The sequence below is a fragment of the Dyadobacter ginsengisoli DSM 21015 genome, assembly GCF_059568735.1.
On record NZ_JCANTY010000001.1, the window covers coordinates 1,068,502 to 1,086,929 of the forward strand.

Consider the following 18,428-nt stretch of genomic DNA (forward strand, 5'->3'; position numbering starts at 1 on the left):
CCCCTGTTTTTACATTTACCCCGGTATTTCCGCAACTGACACCTACTGCATTGAGCGATGCTTCCGTTGTAGCGGTCAAGCTGAGCTGGGACAGAGGTGTTAACCAGAACAGGCATCTCACGATCCAATCAGATCAATATCCGGGAAATCACGGTTCATCAGGTGAAGTATATCTGATTATTTATAATAATTCGGAATGCCTTCTCCTTCCCGCCTCGCGCATTCGGAATGGCCGGAAAAATATGCTCATTCACTGGCGGTATTTCAAGCCTGGTTTTTATTTCGATGACAAGTTGGAAAAGGTAATCCGGCCCGGGCAAAGATATCAGTTGGCGATATTTTGTCCATGGGAAAAAGAGCCGTTACGTAAGATCAATGGGGAAATACAGTTGTGATCCATTCAAATTAAGCGATTTTACAGTTTAATTCAATTCAAGGTACGATTTTCTGCCACAAATGGGCTGGCCAAACCGGTCGGTTGTCGCAGATGGAACAGCCCCACGCAGGAACACTTTCGCAAACCCTTGCCTGGGATTTCAAAGTACGATATCAATATAAGCATTCACCTGGGACCAGTCCACGAAATTCATTTTCTCGTATCTCTCAACCCATTCCAACTCGCTTCCCTGCGGTACGTGAAAGTAAATAATACTTCCGTTGATTTCGCCCCGGTCTGTCACTTCTTTCAACTTCAAAACCTGCATCGAACGCAGCCAGTCTTGCTGATTGGCCTTGTCCTTAATATCGTAAAGCCTCGGGAATATGTGGATGACATCGGTCAGATAGTGACGGTAGCCCGACACGGGCCAGTCTTTGCGGTTGGTATAGGTTTTGCCGTTCAGGTAATCAAGCACGTACTGGAGACTGTCGGGTGGAAGTGTAGAAGTGTAAATGGTATTATAAATGTATTCGACCTGGTGATCGTACCGGTTTATAAAATCGAATACTCTGTCGATCGCGAAATCTTTCTTTGTTTTTACAATTACGTCGGTTGGAACAAAGCGTGGAACCGGAGGGGTATTCTTGTCTTTGCATCCGATAGCGAAGAACAGGAGGAGGTAAATACAGATGTCTTTTTTCATAGCTTTTGTGTTTGCTTTTGAATGTACAATGAATCTGTCCGGATCGTTGTGCCGCGTATTTTTTTCGTGCTCATACCTGGCTTCCGGAGAAAATGGCAATGCAAAAACTACTATATTGCCCGTCAAGTAATCATTGATATGCCAGACCAGCTCTTTAACCGGCGCGATCTCATTGCCTATTTTATCGTCGCAGCAACAGGCGCACTTTCCAATTTACTGGTTACCACGCTGTTGCAGGAATGGTTTACAATAACCTATAAGTCCGCTTTATTCGCAGGATACTGGTTTTCTTTTGTGGTGGGTTATTTTCTCACCAGGCTATTTGCGTTCAATGCGAGAAACACGTCGCAGACAAAACGCCAAGCCCTTAAATTTACTGCCGTTTCCATTCTTTCCTGCCTGATTACCGTTTATGGGTCCGAATATTTGTATATGTATTCCAAAGAATGGGCCGGTACATTTACATTCGTCATTCCGCTTTCCGTGAAAGAAGTTAATCTAAATAAATTGTTTTCACAAATTGCATCAATGGGAGCAAGCTTTCTCAGCAATTATATTTTGCATAAGCAATTCACCTTCCGGGATACCGGCTTCTATGACCGTTTGAAACGAATGCTCGGCATTTAGAAATCAATGTAGTTGTACCAGTCCGGCATCGGAGGGACTTATTGCGAAATTGTTTGCATGCGACGGTAAATGCCCCCGGATTTCTTCTTTTGGCAACACAGCGAATCAGGTTGGATGGAAATTCCCTTGCAGGAATGACGTCACACCGGCTATATTTACCTTCCAAATCAAGCCTTAACCCGACGCGTGTGCCTGCGCAAGCGTCGTTAGCAATGCAGGAAATGCCGGTTTCCCGCGAGCGACACAAACGAATCCCTGAATGGAAAAAGAGAACGAATTGTTCGGAGTGAAGGAAATTGCAAGGCGTGCCAACGTCTCCACCGCAACTGTCGACCGCGTGCTTCACAACAGGACCGGCGTTTCCGAAAAGACCAAGGCCAGGATCAACGAGATCATCAAAGAAATGGACTATCAGCCCAATATCCTGGCGAGTCGTCTGGCATCGAGGAAGATCATCAACCTGGCCGCATTGATTCCCGATGTATCGGAAGAGACGGATTTCTGGTCGGCTCCGCTAAGCGGGATCCGGAGGGCCGAAGCTGAGATGAAGCAATATGGTGTTCAGGTGCAGGTCTTCCTTTTTGACCTGAATGACAAAGACGCGTTTGGGCAACAGATCAGGCGCGTGTTCGACACCGGATTTCACGGCATTCTCATCTCGCCCTCATTTATCGAGGAAACCAAGAAATTTGCTGCCGAATGTGCCCGCCGCAAAATTCCATTCGTGTTCATCGACTCCGACATTCCCGACCTCCATAGCCTGTCCTACATTGGTCCGCATTTGCGTAAAAGCGGTTATGTGGGGGCCAAGCTGCTGACGTACCGCCTCGAACCGGAGAAAAAAGTACTGATCATCAATATTTCCAAGGAGATCGACAATTTCAATTACCTCGAAATCGAAGACGGTTTTCGAGCCTATTTTAATGATAACAATCAGCCTAACGAAATCGTCAGGATCGATATCCGGGAGACGGATTATCAGTCGGTAGCACGTCACCTTACTTATGTGTTCCATTTGAACAAGGACATCGGGGCCGCATTTGTGACCAATTCCCGGGTGCATACAGTTGCCTCTTTCCTCAAAAACAGCCACCGGACCCATGTGTCGCTGATCGGTTATGACTTTGTGAAAGACAATGTCGGTTATCTGGAAAATAATGTCATCGACTTCCTGATCTGCCACCGTCCCGACGATCAGGGTTATCGCGGTATGATGGCGCTCTATCAGACGCTCGTCGTAAACGCATCGGTTACCAGGCAGAACTACATGCCTATTGACATTGTCACAAAGGAAAACTACGAGTTTTATCAGAATTAGGGTTGTTGTATAACATATATGGTGCAATACGGTCTATTGCCGCAAAATCCATTGCCTATAAATTTTTTCGCAAAATTTTATAGATATGATTTGCGTAAAAATGGAATTCCGGAATTCTTTTCTACCTTTACGGGCACGTGCCCGTAATCCATCAATTTAATATTGAATCACTCAAAAGCCTAAATCCCTACACATTGGAAAACACGCAAAACAATCTCCTCAAATGGCTTGGGTCGCTGGGCCCCGGTATGATTACCGCAGCGCTTGTGTTTGGTCCCAGTAAAATGACCATTACTTCTAAAATGGGAGCATTATATGGCTATTCGCTGCTTTGGCTGGTAGCGGTAGCAATTTTCTTTATGGCGATTTTCACCGGAATGGCAACGCGCATTGGGGTGGCAACAGAGCAATCGCTGCTGGCGACGGTTCGTCAAAAATGGGGTAAGGCGGCCGCTGTGGCGATGGGAATCGGCGTGTTCCTTGTTGCTTCGTCCTTTCAGGCGGGGAATTCCGTTGGCGTAGGAATTGCTGCCGGGGAATTGTTCCATACTTCTCCGGTTCCATGGATCCTGTTTTTCAATGCGTTGGCTATCTGTCTTCTGTTTTTCAGAAGCTTTTATTCGGTGTTGGAAAAAACGATGATCTTCCTGATCGTTCTCATGTTGTTATCGTTCATTACCACTGTTTTTTGGGCAAAGCCAGATGCTGGCGCGATCGCCCGGGGCCTGGTTTCCCCACAGGTACCCGAAGGCTCGCTCGGCCTGATTATTGCTTTTACGGCGTCCTGTTTTTCGATCGTCGGTGCATTGTATCAGTCTTACCTGATTCAGGAGCGCATCCGTATCAATCCTGCGGTTCGCACGAGCCGCAACGATAGCATGACAGGTATCATTTTGTTGGGAGTCATGTGTCTGATTGTGATCGTTTGTGCCGCAGCGATTTTGAAACCCAAAGGTATACCCGTGAAATCAGCCTCGGATATGGCAAAAGCGCTTGAACCTTTGTTTGGGAGCAATGCGTCCGCTTTTTTCCTGATAGGCCTGTTCGGGGCAGCCTTTTCCTCTGTGATTGGCAATGCATCGGTCGGTGGTACGTTACTGGGTGATGCTTTGGGAATGGGGAGTAATTTCAGTTCCAGATCGGTGCGTTATCTCGTGGCGCTGGTGATGGTGATCGGGGCTTTCGTAGCGATCCGGTTTGGCAAGCTTCCCCTGGAACTGATCGTATTCGCGCAGAGCGTAACCATTTTCGTCGTGCCGTTCATCGGAACGGTCATGTATCTCGTTGCGAACGATAGTAGTATAATGGGAAAAAAGGTAAACACACCTTTGGTGAAGATCTTTGCAGGCCTGGGATTGCTGATCATCTTCGCCCTGGCCCTGGTCAATATCAGAGAATTATTTTTCAACAATCCGCTTTTTAAATAGAAATGAACGGTATCGAATTTTTAGAGGAACAGTTGCTGCAACCTTCGCAGGCGCTGATCGACGACATGAAAAGTATCGAGGGCGATATTATGATCCTCGGAGCCGGAGGTAAGATCGGGCCCAGCATCGCGCGGCTGACTATGCAGGCCATTGAGCGCGCGGGACTGGATAAGCGCGTGATCGCCGTGTCGCGTTTCAGTGAACCGGGACTTACCGAGGAGCTGAATGCGGAGGGAATTGAAACGATCGTTGCCAATATTTTGGAAGACAGCCAGTTGCAGGACCTTCCTGAGGTGGAAAATGTGCTCTACCTGGCCGGGCAGAAGTTTGGGACGGCCAGCAACGAACCCTACACCTGGGCGATGAACACCTACCTGCCGGGGCGTGTGGCGGAGAAATTCCGGAAATCACGTATCGTAGTGTATTCAACCGGCAATGTGTACCCTTTCACACCGGTGGGCTCGGGAGGAGCGACAGAAGAAATGCGGGCAGATCCGATAGGGGAGTATGGGCAATCATGCCTGGGCCGAGAGCGTATGTTCCAGTATTTTTCGGGGATTTATGGAACACCGCTTCTCATTTACAGACTCAATTATGCCATTGATTTCAAGTATGGCGTATTGCTGGAAGTTGCGAAATCGGTGTTGCATGGCAAGCCGCTCGACGTGACGATGGGGTATGTGAATGTGATCTGGCAGGGCGATGCCAATGAAATGGCGATCCGTTCGCTGCTCCATTGTGAGTCACCTTCGAAGATCCTGAACATTACCGGTCCTGAAACGGTTTCGCTGCGCTGGCTGGCGCATGAGTTTGGACGTATATTCAATACCGAACCTCAGTTTACCGGCGAGGAGCAAACGACAGCGCTGCTCAGCAATGCGGCCGAATCATTCCGATTGTTTGGTTATCCCCGCACGACGTTGAAGGAGATGATCGGCATTACGGCCAAATGGCTGCTCGAAGGAGGGAAGACGATCAACAAGCCTACGCATTTCCAGGAGCGTAAAGGGCAGTTTTAGGAGTGAAGGGATAATGGGAGGAAGAGGAATGGGGAAGAAGAGGAATGGGGAAAAGGAGGAAGGGAGAAGGGGAGAAGGGAGAAAGGGCTTATTTTTAGATCAATGTAATTTTTAGAAAGATGTTGAAGGACGATGTTAAAAAATTGTTGTTCGACGGGACGGTTATTCCTGCGCATCCGCTTGCGCTGACGCAGGATTTGCGCCTGGACGAGCAAAAGCAGCGCGGCCTCACGCGCTATTATATGGCTAGCGGTGCCGGCGGGGTCGCCATCGGGGTACACACCACGCAGTTTGAGATCCGTGATCCGGACGTGAATCTCTTTGAAACGGTGCTGGCGATGACTGCCGACGAAATCAGTAAGGCTGCATTGAACAGGCCATTCATCAAAGTTGCGGGCATTTGCGGATTGACGGACCAGGCAGTGAAAGAGGCAGAAATCGCGGCAAAATATGGTTACGACCTCGGGTTGGTGAGCATGGCGGCATTCCAGACGCAGCCGGAATCGGAGATTATCGGGCATGTGAAAAAAATCGCGGAGATTATCCCGGTTTTCGGATTCTATCTGCAGGCTGCCATTGGCGGCCGGGTTTACAGCTACGATTTTTGGCTGCAATTTGCGGAGATCCCGAATGTATGCGCGATCAAAGTGGCGGCATTCAACCGTTACCAGACCCTGGATGTTGTGCGGGCGGTAGCACACTCGGGCCGGAGAGATGATGTAGCCCTTTATACAGGCAATGACGACAATATCGTGGCGGATCTGCTGACTCCTTATCGCTTTGAAATCAACGGAAGATCGGTGGAGAAACGGTTCGTAGGCGGCTTACTCGGCCATTGGGCAGTCTGGACAGAGAAGGCAGTCGAATTATTGGCAGATATCAAACGATCACTGGCGAACGGTTATGAAAATGTGGATGCTATGCTGAGCGCCAATATTGCGGTAACTGATATGAATGCAGCCATATTCGACCCGGCCCATGCATTCCACGGCTGCATTACTGGGGTACACGAAGTACTCCGTCGCCAGGGGCTGATGGATGGGATCTGGACGCTGAATCCCAATGAAAATCTTTCGCCGGGGCAGTATGAGGAAATTACGCGTGTGATCGGAGCTTACCCGCATCTGGTGGATGATGAATTTGTGGCCCGGTTTCTGGAAAAAGAAATGAATGTGATCTGATGATGAACCTGCTCCGTTCATTATCGGTCTGGATTTCAGCTGTTTCGGTGGCATGCTTTGCTGTATCCGGGGATTGGGTTGTCTCACACAAAATGGTGGTCGAAACTGTCGCGGCGGAGGTACCCGTCAGAACCTCGACAGTGATTTCCGGCCTGAATGTGCCCTGGGAACTGGTGTGGGGGCCGGATAACTGGATATGGTTTACAGAGCAGAGCGGGACGATCAGTAAGGTTAATCCTAAAACCGGGGAAAAAATCGAATTGGTTAAAATCGATGAAGTATACCGGCATCGTTCACTGGGTTTGTTGGGAATGGCATTACATCCGGATTTTAGCAAATATCCCTATGTCTTTGTCGATTATACTTGTAAGAAGGATTCGGCAATCACGACGAAACTCGTGCGTTTCACCTATCGCCAGAATCGGCTTACTGATCCGCTTACCATGTTGGAAATTCCTGCGCACACCGGGCATAACGGTTCTCGGATCGTGATTTCGCCGGACCGGAAACTGATGTTCGCGACCGGCGACGCCATCACCATTATCAATGCGCAGAACACTGCTTCACTGAACGGAAAAGTGTTGAGAATGAACCTGGATGGGAGCGTTCCGGCGGATAACCCGATCAAAGGAAGTTTGGTGTGGTCGTGGGGGCACCGCAATATCCAGGGGCTTGCATACGGTGCAAACGGGCTGCTGTACAGCTCCGAGCATGGTGATGCCGTGGAAGATGAGGTCAACATCATCCGGAAAGGATATAACTACGGCTGGCCAAAAGTGGAAGGATTTTGCGACCAGGCCCATGAAAAGGCATTCTGCGATTCAGTGAAAGTGGCGGAGCCTGTGAAGGCCTGGACACCCACCATAGCGCCCGCGGGCATCTCGGCGTACAAGGGGAACATGTTTCCGGAGTGGAAAGGAGCGATACTGCTGACGACTTTGAAGGAGGCCGACCTCCGCGTGCTGAAAACAGACGCAAAAGGCACCGACATCGTCAGTGAAAATATCTTGCTGGATGGCACATTTGGGCGGTTAAGGGCAGTTTGTCTGGCGCCGGATGGCAGTATTTACGTGTCCACGAGCAATCGCGACTGGAATCCGGGCAGCGGTTTTCCCAGGAATGACGACGATAAGATCATCCGGATTACCCGTGGTACGCGGGCCGATCTGCTTGCGCAGAAGAAACAAACCGAAGCTACTCAGGAGCAACTATCGAAGGGGGCAAGGCTATACAGACAATATTGTTCATCCTGTCATAAGCCGGACGGGAACGGCGTGGCCGGTACCTTTCCCACCTTGCACGGCACTGAGCAGGTGAAGGAAAAAGAGCAACTGGTGAAGATCATGCTCAGCGGATTGTCCGGAAAAATCAAAGTCAATGGCGAAGAGTATGACCAGCACATGCCTGCAATGGGCTTCCTGCCGGACGAATCCATTGCCGAGATCGGCACTTACGTACGACAGTTTTTCAACCGGGACCTGGAACCGGTACTGGTTCAGGATGTTACAAAAATGAGGAGTAAATAACTTTTTCTTCGTGTTCGGGCACGTGCACGTCACCAATTATCTATTTAGTTAAACCCAAATTCCTATGATCCAAATGAAGTTTTACCTGAGAAGGCCGCTGCTGGCGACGATGCTGGTCCTGGCCTTGTGTATGATGGGCCGGCTGCGCGCCCAGGATGTCGGCAACGTGTCCGGAACAGTCGTCGATAGTATCGGTAACGCGACGCTTCCGGGGGTTAGCGTGGTCATCAAAGGCACAACCAAAGGCGTAAGCACCGATGCCGACGGTAAATTTCAGATCCAGGCTTCGGCTGGTGACGTGCTTACGTTCTCATTTATCGGTTACAAAAAGGTGGAAGTGACGGTAGGAAATCAGACGATGATCCGGGTCGTGTTGCGACAGGACAATACGGTGCTCGACGAACTGGTGGTGGTCGGTTACGGGACTGTCAAGAAAAGCTCTGTGACCGCGTCTGTCGCCAAGGTAGAGAATACTGTACTCGATCAAATCCCCGTCGGAAGGCCCGAGTCGGTGCTGGCGGGACGGTTGGCGGGTGTGAACGTGACGCAGAACAATACATCTCCGGGCAGCGCGCCGCTGATCCGTATTCGCGGCGCGAGTTCCATCGACGCTGGTAACGATCCGCTGGTGGTGATCGATGGTTTTCCGGGTGGCAGCCTGGGTAGCATCAGTACCAACGATATTGAGTCGATAGAGGTGTTGAAGGATGCATCCGCCGCTGCGATCTATGGTTCACGCGGTGCGGGCGGGGTGATTATCGTAACCACCAAAAAAGGGAAATCCGGTAAAGCGAAATTCAATTTCAATGCCTATGCAGGTGTAGCCAAAGCGAAGGGGCACAAGGATTGGATCACCGGTCAGGAATACCATGACTACGCCGTCCGTTACCAGAACCGCGAATACAAATGGATCGGAGGCGACACCAGCATTCCGGTCTGGAACGACGCCCGTCGCCCCAATGCCTACCAGGTAAGCGATGTGCTGAAAAACGGTAACAACGTGATCTGGGAAGATGAGGTGTTGCAGGCAGCGACTATTCAGAACTATAACCTCTCGGTGGGTGGCGGCAATGACCACGTGCGGTATTACGTATCCGGCACTTTGAAAGACGAACAGGGCACGCTGAAAAATACCTGGTATAAAAACTACGGTGTGCGGGCCAATGTGGATGTAACCGTGAATTCGGTGGTAAGTCTGGGTTTCATGCTGAACCCTTCGTACGCCAAGCGCCGGTTTGCCTCGTCAGATATTAATAATTATGTGAAATTTCCAAGTTTCGTGGCGGTTCGGAACCCCGACGGGACTTATCCGAATGCACGGTCCTATTGGGGCGCTGTCGTCAGTGGCCAGACTAATCCGATGGCTACCCTCGACGGAAGCTACTATTACGGAACTACGATCAACAACCTCGGTGAGGCATTTGTGAACCTGAACCTCGCGAAAGGACTTTCGTTCCGGTCGTCACTCAGTACCAACCTGGCCTCCAACCAGACCGACCGTTTCCAGGCTTCCTGGGCAACCAGCACCGGCCTAAACTCGGGCTCGCAGGGATTGAGCTCAACGACCAGCATTGCTAACGAGAACGTTTTGAGCTATACTAATACTTTTAAAGGTATACATAGTGTGAGCGCGATCGCAGGTGCTTCGTACCAGAAATACAATTCGAGCAGCAGCTCCATGGCCGCGGTGAACGGATCGTTCAACAACGACATTATCCATACATTGAATAATGGGATCATCAATCCTTCTGCTACCACCTCTTCGAAGTCGCAATGGGGGCTTATTTCGTATTTCAGCCGTGTGAATTATGGCTTTAAAGACAAATACCTGCTTTCTGCATCGATCCGTACGGATGGCAGCTCGCGTTTCGGACCGGATAACAAATGGGGTTACTTTCCGTCGGCTTCGGTAGCTTGGCGCATTTCTCAGGAGGATTTCATGAAGGATATCCGTCCGGTGAGCGAACTGAAACTGCGTGCCAGCTATGGTACGACGGGCAATTTCAACATTGGTGATTTCGAATACCTTGGGCAAATCGGTGACGTGTACTATTCGCCCAATAACACATTAACCAAAGGACAAACTCAGGTGTCTTACGGAAACAGCAGCCTGAGTTGGGAGAAAACGAAGAGCTACGACTTCGGTCTGGAACTGGGCCTGTTCCGAAACCGAGTCAATGTGGTACTCGATTATTACGACAAAAGAACCAGCGGACTGCTTTACAATGTAGCGATCCCGTCGATTACCGGCTTTACCAGCTCATTGTCGAACGTGGGCAGCGTAAGCAACAAAGGTTTTGAAATTGAACTGACCACCAAAAACCTCGTCGGCGCATTCAAATGGGAGACATCGTTCAACATGGCGAAGAACAACAACAAAGTGGTGGATCTCGGCGGCGTGCAGGAGCGCATCACGACCGATACCTACGGAATGGGGTGGATCCTGCGTCTCGGACAGCCGATGTTTTCTTACTACGGGTACAAGATCGTTGGCGTACTTCAAAACGCAGAAGACGTGAAGAACTCTCCGGTGCTCGCGGGTTCGCTGCCGGGTAACCCAAAATACCAGGATGTAAATGGCGATGGTCAGATCACCTCTGCCGATAAAGTGATCCTGGGCAACTTCCAGCCTAAGGCGTATTTTGGTATGATCAATAATTTTGCCTACAAAAGTTTCGACCTGAGCATTGCCATGCAGGCTTCCGTGGGTGCGAAGATGTACAACTTCGAGAACGAGTATTATCAGGGTGCATTGCTCGGAGCGATGCGCCGCTCGCTGGTGGATACACAATGGTGGTCGGAAGCCGAGCCCGGCAATGGCATGGTTCCGGCGAGCTCGCTCAGCAAATTGACTTACCAATCGTCGTCGGATGCCTATATTGAAGATGCTTCATTCCTCGCTGTCCGGAATATCAACCTGGGCTACACGCTGCCGTCGGAAGTGACACAGAAGCTTCATTTATCAGGCCTGCGCGTATATGCGTCGCTTGCAAACCCATTCATGTTTACCAAAAAGAGCTTTCACGGCTACAATCCGGAAGGATTTACGGGCGGTGAGATTGCCGGAACGGGCAGTAAGCCGGGCTATAACAATGGTGCAACGCCTATCAACCGGGTTTATACGGTGGGTCTTAATTTCAATTTCTAATGCTTAACCATCGGGACATGAAAATCACAAAAAATATCAAAACAGCGCTGGTGCTGTTGGCTTTGGGCATGACCAGCTGCGAAGACAAGCTCCTGAACCTGACACCGGAATCGGTGCTCACGCCTACCAATTTTTATAAAAGCGCTAACGACATCAACCAGGCTGTGCTGGCCGTTTACAATAGCCTGCAAGCCCGCAAGCCAACGGATTACCTGCTTATGGAAGTGCCTGCGGACAATCTGTACATGTCGGCGAACACCACCATCGCAGGCTCCAACGACATCGACTTTCTGACCGTGAATTCGGACAATGCATTAACCACCGCATTCTGGAACACCACTTACAATGGCATCTTTCGGGCGAACGCCGTGCTTCTGAACATCGATAACCCCACGAACTATGCCGCCGGGGCGAAAGATCAGTATATCGGTGAAGCGAAATTCATGCGTGCGCTCTTCTATTTCGATCTGGTGCGCGTTTTCGGAGGGGTACCCAAAGTCACGAGCCAGATTTCGATTCCGGAGGCAGCCCTGCTTCCAAAGGCAACCGAAGCGGAGATCTATGCACTGATCATCGAAGACCTCACCGACGCAGCTGCCAAACTCCCTGTACGTAAATCCATCGCGACCGGCCGCGCAAGCAAGGGCGCTGCTCTTGGTTTGTTGGGGAAAGTTCATGTATACCGGCAGGATTGGGCGAATGCCAAAGTTCAGTTGGAAAAAGTGATCAATGAGTTGGATTATAAGCTCGTCGGCGATTTTGCCTCGATATGGAAAGTAGAGTCGGAGGACAATGACGAGACCCTGTTCACGGTAAAGTATGTCGATGGAACCAACGGCCAGAGCCTTTCCACTTCTTACACACCCAATGGCGGTCTGGTCGGTATTGCCGACCGGGGTGCAGAAACGTCGCTTCCTTCCTGGAGCCTCATGAAAAAATACGAGACCGGGGACAAGCGTAAAGCATCGACCGTGCAGGAATGGTGGACGTCTCCCGCAACCCCGAAAGCTGAGCCGATCTGGTATCCGTATGTCAGCAAGTTTGCGGTGAAGCATTCCTACGGCGCTTCGGGGCTGGATATTCCCGTGCTTCGTTACGCGGATGTTGTTTTATTGTATGCCGAAACGCTGTTCAAAATGGGCGACAAGGCCAATGCATTGGCCCAGTTGAACAAAGTCCGCGAACGCGCGTTTGGCAATGCTACCCACAATTATAAGGGAACGGAAACAACCGATCTCATGGACCTGATCCTGAACGAGCGCCAGCTGGAACTGGCCTACGAGCACGAGCGATGGTTCGATCTCGTTCGTACCGGCAAATACCTGACGGTCATGAAACAGGAGGAGCGCCTTTACAACTATGCCGCCAAATCGCCGGTGATAGTGGACCTCGCACCAAAGGATTTTATGAAGGTGTACCCCATCCCGCAGGCGCAAATCGACCTGTCGGGCGGTTTGAAACAGAATGCGGGATATTAGCAATCCATGGTTCCGTATTCATTCAGATTCTGTTGCTCCACATCCGTTGCGGTGTGGAGCAATTTTTTTTCAGCCCTTTCAAAATCGCGGTATGCGACCGCCGTCTTCTTTTAGAGTTTGCTTGATAAAAGGTTGCTTTTCTACGTACGGATCTCGAACACCGAATGTGCCAAGATTCCCCTCCTGGTCGGAAGATCCCAACTTGCACAACCTTTCCAGATTCCCGCAAACCTTTGCGGAACCCATTGCGGAAATTTTTTAACTCATTTGTTTGCAGTGCGTTATTTAATGCATCATATTCAGTTTTCACTTTCCAAACCCGAATATGGTCCTTCGATACTTCACCGGCATGCTTGCCGGTATTTGCATTGCTGTTTCTTCCATTCACGTTTTGGCGCAGCAACCGTCCGGGCGTGCGATTCCTGCCATCGTTTCTAAAAATGGCCGTCATGCATTCTGGGTTGATGGTAAGCCTTACCTGATCCTGGGCGCGCAGATGTGGAATTCGAGCGGCTGGCCGGATATCCTGGACAAAACCTGGCCGCAATTGAAAGAATTGCATTGCAACACGCTGGAAGTACCCATTTATTGGGAAAACATGGAGAAGGAAAAGGGTAAATACGACTTCACTGATCTGGATAAGCTGATCCTCGATGCGCGCCGAGAGAACATCCGGTTGGTTTTGTTATGGTTTGCCTCTTTTAAAAATGGCAGCTCGCAATACATCCCGGTCTGGATGAAAGAGAATACCAGGGATTATCCAAGGATGCTGAATGCAGGTGGTCAACCGATCCAGGTCCAATCCACGATTTCGGAAAACAACCGCAATGCAGATGCAAAAGCTTTCGCGGCGGTAATGGCCCATATCCGGCAGATAGATGAATCGTACAGGACGGTCATTATGATGCAAGCGGAAAACGAGCCAGGTTCATTGGGAACGGACCGTGACTATTCGGCAGAAGCTACGAAGCTCTTCAATGGGCAGGTACCCGCCAAACTGGTTTCGGCATTGAAAAAGAAACCGGGTACCTGGCAGCAGGTGTTCGGCGTGGATGCTGCTGAGGCATTTTCGGCTTACCATATGGCGAAATATATTGATTATGTGGCAGCGGAAGGTAAAAAGCAGTACCCGCTTCCTGTTTATGTGAATGCCTGGCTGCGTGAAAACCGTTTCGAGCGCGCGGGCGAGCATCCGAGCGGAGGACCAACGTCCAATATGATCGACGTGTACAAGGCCGCCGCACCTTCGATAGACCTGCTGGCGGTGGATATTTACAATCGGAACTACGTCCAGTTCCGCGATTTGTGCGAGAAGTACGCCCGGCCCGATAATGCCTTATTCGTGCCCGAAACCGGCAAGGGAACGCTCTTCGCCCGCTTTCATTTCTACGCGATAGGTGACTACAATGCCATAGGGGTAGCACCCTACGGCATCGATCCGTTCCATGCAGACCCGCACGATAAGCGGGATAAGACCAGGCTGGACGACAAATTCTCCGCAATTGCCGCGAATTACAGGCTGCTAACCCCGGCCATTCCGCTGATTACCAGCTTGCAGGGTACCGGCAAACTCAAAGCCGCCGTAGAGGAAGACGGGCTGGGAGAGAAGCTGCTGCATTTTTCCAATTATGATTTACTCATGACATTTGGCTTTCCTACCTATAAAACCGGCAATGAACTGACAGGCCGAGTGCTCGTAGCCGAAACGGCACCGGATGAATTCTACCTGATGGGTTTCGATACCAAATTTCAGTTTCGTCCGCGATTAGGATCTGGTTTTTCGGCGTCGGAGCTGATTGATGTGGAAGAAGGGACATTTGTGAATGGAGAATGGAAACGACGAAGGATCTGGAATGGCGACGAGGTGTACCATTCGACGCTGACGCCAGAGGGCGTGATTCTGAAAGTCAGGTTGCGGGGGCTGCAATCCGACCAGTATAACACCAAACCCAATTTTGAACAGTAAAGACATTCAATGCCAGGTTATTAAGCCTGGCATTTTTGTTTGCCGATTGGTTTGCCGTATTCGCATATTGAAATAGTTATATATTCTTTCCTTCCGTAGTTCTTTAACATTTCCATACGAACGCACTCAATCCGGCCTTCCCAACTTGCACAGCCGTTTCTGCAAAGGATTGCGAAAAGGTTTGCGGAAATTTTTTAACTGTTTTATCAACAGATAGTTAAATATTCTTTCATCTTACCATCAAAGTGTTTGATTGACACAATTCAAAAAAACGTTTCATCTCGGCATTGTACAATCAGCACATTCCAGTCAATTTTCATAAACCGGTTTTCCCGACTTCGGGAGGATCCTAAACCTTCTGTTATTTATGAAGTTAAAAAACTACTCACCAGGAAAATGTGCCTTATCCCTTGCCTTGGCAGCTGTAATGAGCTGGACGGAAGGGATTGCGAAAGGTGTGGGCGGTGACTTGCCGTACATGCGTCATATGCGGGTGGATGCGACGGTACGCGGTAAGGTTATGTCGGATAAAAATGAACCACTGGTTGGAGTGAACGTCATCCTGAAAGGCACGTCCATCGGTACGACGACCGACCCGGATGGTAATTTCCAGCTTACGGTGCCGGAAAGAGGTACATTAACCTTTTCGTTTATCGGCTACCTCTCGCAGGAAGTTCCGGTTGGCAACCGCTCCGAGATCCATATACGGCTGATGCCCGACACGAAAATTCTCAACGAAGTGGTGGTGACCGCCTACGCGACCCAGAAGAAAAAGGACATTACCGGCGCGGTGGCCGTGGTGGATGTGAAGAATATCACCAAACAGCCGAATGGGCTGGTATCCGGCCTGTTACAGGGCCAGGCTTCCGGCGTGACGGTGATTTCTTCGGGGCAGCCGGGCGCCGAGCCACAGGTACGGATCCGCGGCATCAATACGTTTGGCAATAACACGCCGCTGTATGTGGTGGACGGCGTGCCGACGCAAAACAGTACCAATCTGAATCCCAACGACATTGCATCGATCCAGGTGCTGAAAGACGCCGGAGCCGCGTCCATTTACGGTTCGAGGGCATCGAACGGGGTCATTATTATCACTACCAAGAAAGGGACGGGCAAGGTATCTGTACAATACGATGCCTACTACGGCGTGCAGGTGCCGAAGTCGGGCAACGTCTGGGACCTGCTGAGCCCGACGGAAGAAGCGCAGCTGCGCTGGATCGCGAACAAAAATTCGGGTTTACCCATCAACGACCCCATTTACGGTTCGGGTCCCGAACCGGTGATCCCGGATTACATTTATCCGCTGGGTGCGAAGGAAGGCGACGCGGCGGCGGACCCCTCCAAATACTACATCAATCCGAACTACAAAACCGACGACGATTACAACCGCTTTTACCGCATTATCCGGGCAAAAAAGGCGGGCACCGACTGGTACCACGAAGTTTTCAAACCCGCTGTCAACACGAGCCATAACCTCTCCGTCAGCGGCGGCACGGACAAAGGGAACTACATGATATCGCTCAACTATCTCAACCAGCAAGGCACGATGCTTTCGACTTATCTGAAACGCTACAACCTCCGGGCAAACACGCTTTTCAACGTTAGCAAGCGCATTCGCATTGGTGAAAACCTGACCTACACCATCACCAGCAACCCACAGCAGACTGAGCTGGCTGACCTGAACATTGTTCAAACAGCCTCTCAAATGTCGCCGATCTTTCCGGTACGGGATATAATGGGCAATTATGCGGGCATTTTCGGGACGGGTTATAATGGGAACAATCCGGTGGGAACGTTGGAACGTTTGAAGGACAACCGTAACCTCGGTAACCGGTTGTTCGGAAATATGTTTGCGGAAGTGGATGTGCTCAAAGACCTCACATTCAGGACGAATTTCGGGGGTGAAATGTACTCGGGCACTTCGCGGTCTTTTGTGTATCCGACTTATGAAAACAATGAGAATACCAAGTATAATGCTTTCTCGCAGGGTTCTTCGGGCGGGTACGCGTGGACCTGGACCAATACGTTGACTTACCGCAAAACCATTGGTTCGGTGCACGACCTGACGGTGGTACTGGGGAATGAAGCTTATAAATCGTATTACGAAAACCTGGGTGGCACCACGCGGGATTATTACACCTTCGACCCTGATTATACCACATTATCAACGGGTTCCGGTATTCAAAGCAATTATAGTGGCCGGAGCTTTGAATCGCTGAACTCGCAATTCGGGCGGTTTGATTACGCATTTAAAGGCAAATACCTACTCAGCGGCACATTGCGTCGCGATGGTTCTTCCAAATTCGTCAGATATCAATATGGCTGGTTCCCGTCGGTGAGTGCAGGCTGGCGGCTTTCGGAGGAGGGTTTTATGCAGGGCCTCAAATGGCTGACTGACCTGAAAGTGCGCGGAAGCTGGGGCGTAATGGGTAACCAGTTGAATGTCAATGCGAATAATGGCTATTACACATTCATAATGGACAAGGCGGCTTCCTATTATGACATTGGACGGACTAACAATTCCAACCAGCCAGGCTTTCAGGTTGGCCAAATTGGTAATCCGGATGCGAAATGGGAGCGGAATACCAACGCGAACATCGGTATCGACGCTAGTTTCCTGAGCGGGATGATCGATATTTCGATCGATTATTTCAGGAAGGATATCAAGGATCTGCTCTACAATCCGGCAGTTCCCGGAACACAAGGGCCGGGTATTGTACCATTTGTGAATATCGCGGGCACGACGAACCGCGGCATCGATCTGTCGGCTAATTTTCATAAAAACCTTGCGACCGACCTGCGGTTGGACCTTGGCGCCACATTTACTTCCTATAAAAACAAGGTTACCCGGGTGACCGACAACACCAATTATTTCTTCTCCACCGGTCGCGCGTTGAACGGCATCAACTATGTGCGCAATGAAGTAGGCCACCCGATCGGATCGTTTTATGGCTACCAGGTTGCCGGGTTTTGGAATACCACAAAGGAACTCGATGCGGCAAATGAGCAGGTGAGGCAAGTTACTGGTAACCCGGAGGCCGTGTATCAAACAGACCAGGCATTGGGCCGTTTCCGTTTCAAGGATGTCAATGGCGACGGCATGGTTACCGCCGACGACCGGACCTTCCTCGGAAACCCTAATCCTGATTTCAACTACGGTCTGAACGTTGGGTTGAAGTATAAACAATTCGATCTCAGCGCATTCTTCTATGGTGTGCAGGGTGGGGATATCTGGAACCAGCTGCGGTATACCACCGATTTTTACGCCTCATTTGTGCAGGCAAAAAGCAAGCGGGCATTGTATGATTCGTGGACGCCGCAAAATATGAATGCGACCCTGCCGATCCAGGAAACCAAAATGACTGCGGCTACCAACGGTTCACCGACTTCCTATTACGTCGAGGACGGCTCTTACTTGCGGCTCAAAAACATCCAGCTTGGCTATAATCTCCCGGCCTCGCTGCTTTCCAGGATCAACGTGTCGAACCTCCGCTTTTACGTGCAGGCGGCCAATGTGTTTACACTGACCAAATACATTGGGCTGGATCCCGAAATCGGCGGCTCGGCGACGAGTTTTGGGGTAGATAAAGGGATGTATCCCAATGATCGTCAATTCCTTGGCGGAGTTCAGGTTAGTTTCTAATTTTTTTCAGAGA

General features: G+C 50.3%; 12 protein-coding genes. 11 read left to right on the forward strand and 1 reads right to left on the reverse strand.

Annotated features, from left to right (window positions below; all coding sequences use genetic code 11):
* Positions 1–50 precede the first annotated feature (50 nt).
* Positions 51–395, forward strand: coding sequence for a hypothetical protein (locus BP71_RS03790; protein ID WP_496376768.1), 345 nt, complete (start codon positions 51–53; stop codon positions 393–395).
* A gap of 141 nt (positions 396–536) precedes the next feature.
* Here BP71_RS03790 and BP71_RS03795 read toward each other — a convergent pair whose 3' ends face one another.
* Positions 537–1,082, reverse strand: coding sequence for a hypothetical protein (locus tag BP71_RS03795; RefSeq protein ID WP_496376770.1), 546 nt, complete (start codon positions 1,080–1,082; stop codon positions 537–539).
* 138 nt (positions 1,083–1,220) lie between these two features.
* On the opposite strand from BP71_RS03795, the gene BP71_RS03800 reads away from it, so the two are divergent.
* From BP71_RS03800 to BP71_RS03845, 10 genes are all read left to right on the forward strand, one after another.
* Positions 1,221–1,709: a GtrA family protein gene (locus BP71_RS03800; protein ID WP_496376772.1), complete on the forward strand. Its 489-nt coding sequence runs from the start codon at positions 1,221–1,223 to the stop codon at positions 1,707–1,709.
* Between the two features lie 259 nt (positions 1,710–1,968).
* Positions 1,969–3,027: a LacI family DNA-binding transcriptional regulator gene (locus BP71_RS03805; RefSeq protein ID WP_496376774.1), complete on the forward strand. Its 1,059-nt coding sequence runs from the start codon at positions 1,969–1,971 to the stop codon at positions 3,025–3,027.
* Positions 3,028–3,221: 194 nt separating this feature from the next.
* Positions 3,222–4,454, forward strand: a complete 1,233-nt coding sequence (locus BP71_RS03810) for an Nramp family divalent metal transporter (RefSeq protein ID WP_496376776.1) — start codon at positions 3,222–3,224, stop codon at positions 4,452–4,454.
* Between the two features lie 2 nt (positions 4,455–4,456).
* Positions 4,457–5,473, forward strand: a complete 1,017-nt coding sequence (locus BP71_RS03815; RefSeq protein ID WP_496376778.1) for an NAD-dependent epimerase/dehydratase family protein — start codon at positions 4,457–4,459, stop codon at positions 5,471–5,473.
* Positions 5,474–5,592: 119 nt separating this feature from the next.
* On the forward strand, positions 5,593–6,654 hold the full coding sequence (locus tag BP71_RS03820; RefSeq protein ID WP_496376780.1) for a dihydrodipicolinate synthase family protein: 1,062 nt from the start codon (positions 5,593–5,595) through the stop codon (positions 6,652–6,654).
* A complete protein-coding gene (locus BP71_RS03825) occupies positions 6,654–8,180 on the forward strand; it encodes a PQQ-dependent sugar dehydrogenase (protein WP_496376782.1) in 1,527 nt (508 codons plus the stop codon). The genes BP71_RS03820 and BP71_RS03825 overlap by 1 nt, the downstream gene beginning before the upstream one ends.
* Before the next feature lie 64 nt (positions 8,181–8,244).
* Entirely contained in the window at positions 8,245–11,328 is a 3,084-nt protein-coding gene (locus BP71_RS03830; RefSeq protein WP_496376784.1) for a SusC/RagA family TonB-linked outer membrane protein, read from the forward strand.
* 17 nt (positions 11,329–11,345) lie between these two features.
* Entirely contained in the window at positions 11,346–12,806 is a 1,461-nt protein-coding gene (locus BP71_RS03835; protein ID WP_496376786.1) for a RagB/SusD family nutrient uptake outer membrane protein, read from the forward strand.
* Positions 12,807–13,131: 325 nt separating this feature from the next.
* A complete protein-coding gene (locus BP71_RS03840; RefSeq protein ID WP_496376788.1) occupies positions 13,132–14,772 on the forward strand; it encodes a DUF5597 domain-containing protein in 1,641 nt (546 codons plus the stop codon).
* 367 nt (positions 14,773–15,139) lie between these two features.
* On the forward strand, positions 15,140–18,415 hold the full coding sequence (locus tag BP71_RS03845; RefSeq protein WP_496376790.1) for a SusC/RagA family TonB-linked outer membrane protein: 3,276 nt from the start codon (positions 15,140–15,142) through the stop codon (positions 18,413–18,415).
* Positions 18,416–18,428: the final 13 nt, after the last annotated feature.

Coding starts and splice junctions, on each gene's coding strand:
- BP71_RS03795 (WP_496376770.1), bottom strand. CDS start 1,082: ATGAAAAAAGACATCTGTATTTACCTCCTCCTGTTCTTCGCTATCGGA.
- BP71_RS03800 (WP_496376772.1), top strand. CDS start 1,221: ATGCCAGACCAGCTCTTTAACCGGCGCGATCTCATTGCCTATTTTATC.
- BP71_RS03805 (WP_496376774.1), top strand. CDS start 1,969: ATGGAAAAAGAGAACGAATTGTTCGGAGTGAAGGAAATTGCAAGGCGT.
- BP71_RS03815 (WP_496376778.1), top strand. CDS start 4,457: ATGAACGGTATCGAATTTTTAGAGGAACAGTTGCTGCAACCTTCGCAG.
- BP71_RS03820 (WP_496376780.1), top strand. CDS start 5,593: ATGTTGAAGGACGATGTTAAAAAATTGTTGTTCGACGGGACGGTTATT.
- BP71_RS03825 (WP_496376782.1), top strand. CDS start 6,654: ATGATGAACCTGCTCCGTTCATTATCGGTCTGGATTTCAGCTGTTTCG.
- BP71_RS03830 (WP_496376784.1), top strand. CDS start 8,245: ATGATCCAAATGAAGTTTTACCTGAGAAGGCCGCTGCTGGCGACGATG.
- BP71_RS03835 (WP_496376786.1), top strand. CDS start 11,346: ATGAAAATCACAAAAAATATCAAAACAGCGCTGGTGCTGTTGGCTTTG.
- BP71_RS03840 (WP_496376788.1), top strand. CDS start 13,132: ATGGTCCTTCGATACTTCACCGGCATGCTTGCCGGTATTTGCATTGCT.
- BP71_RS03845 (WP_496376790.1), top strand. CDS start 15,140: ATGAAGTTAAAAAACTACTCACCAGGAAAATGTGCCTTATCCCTTGCC.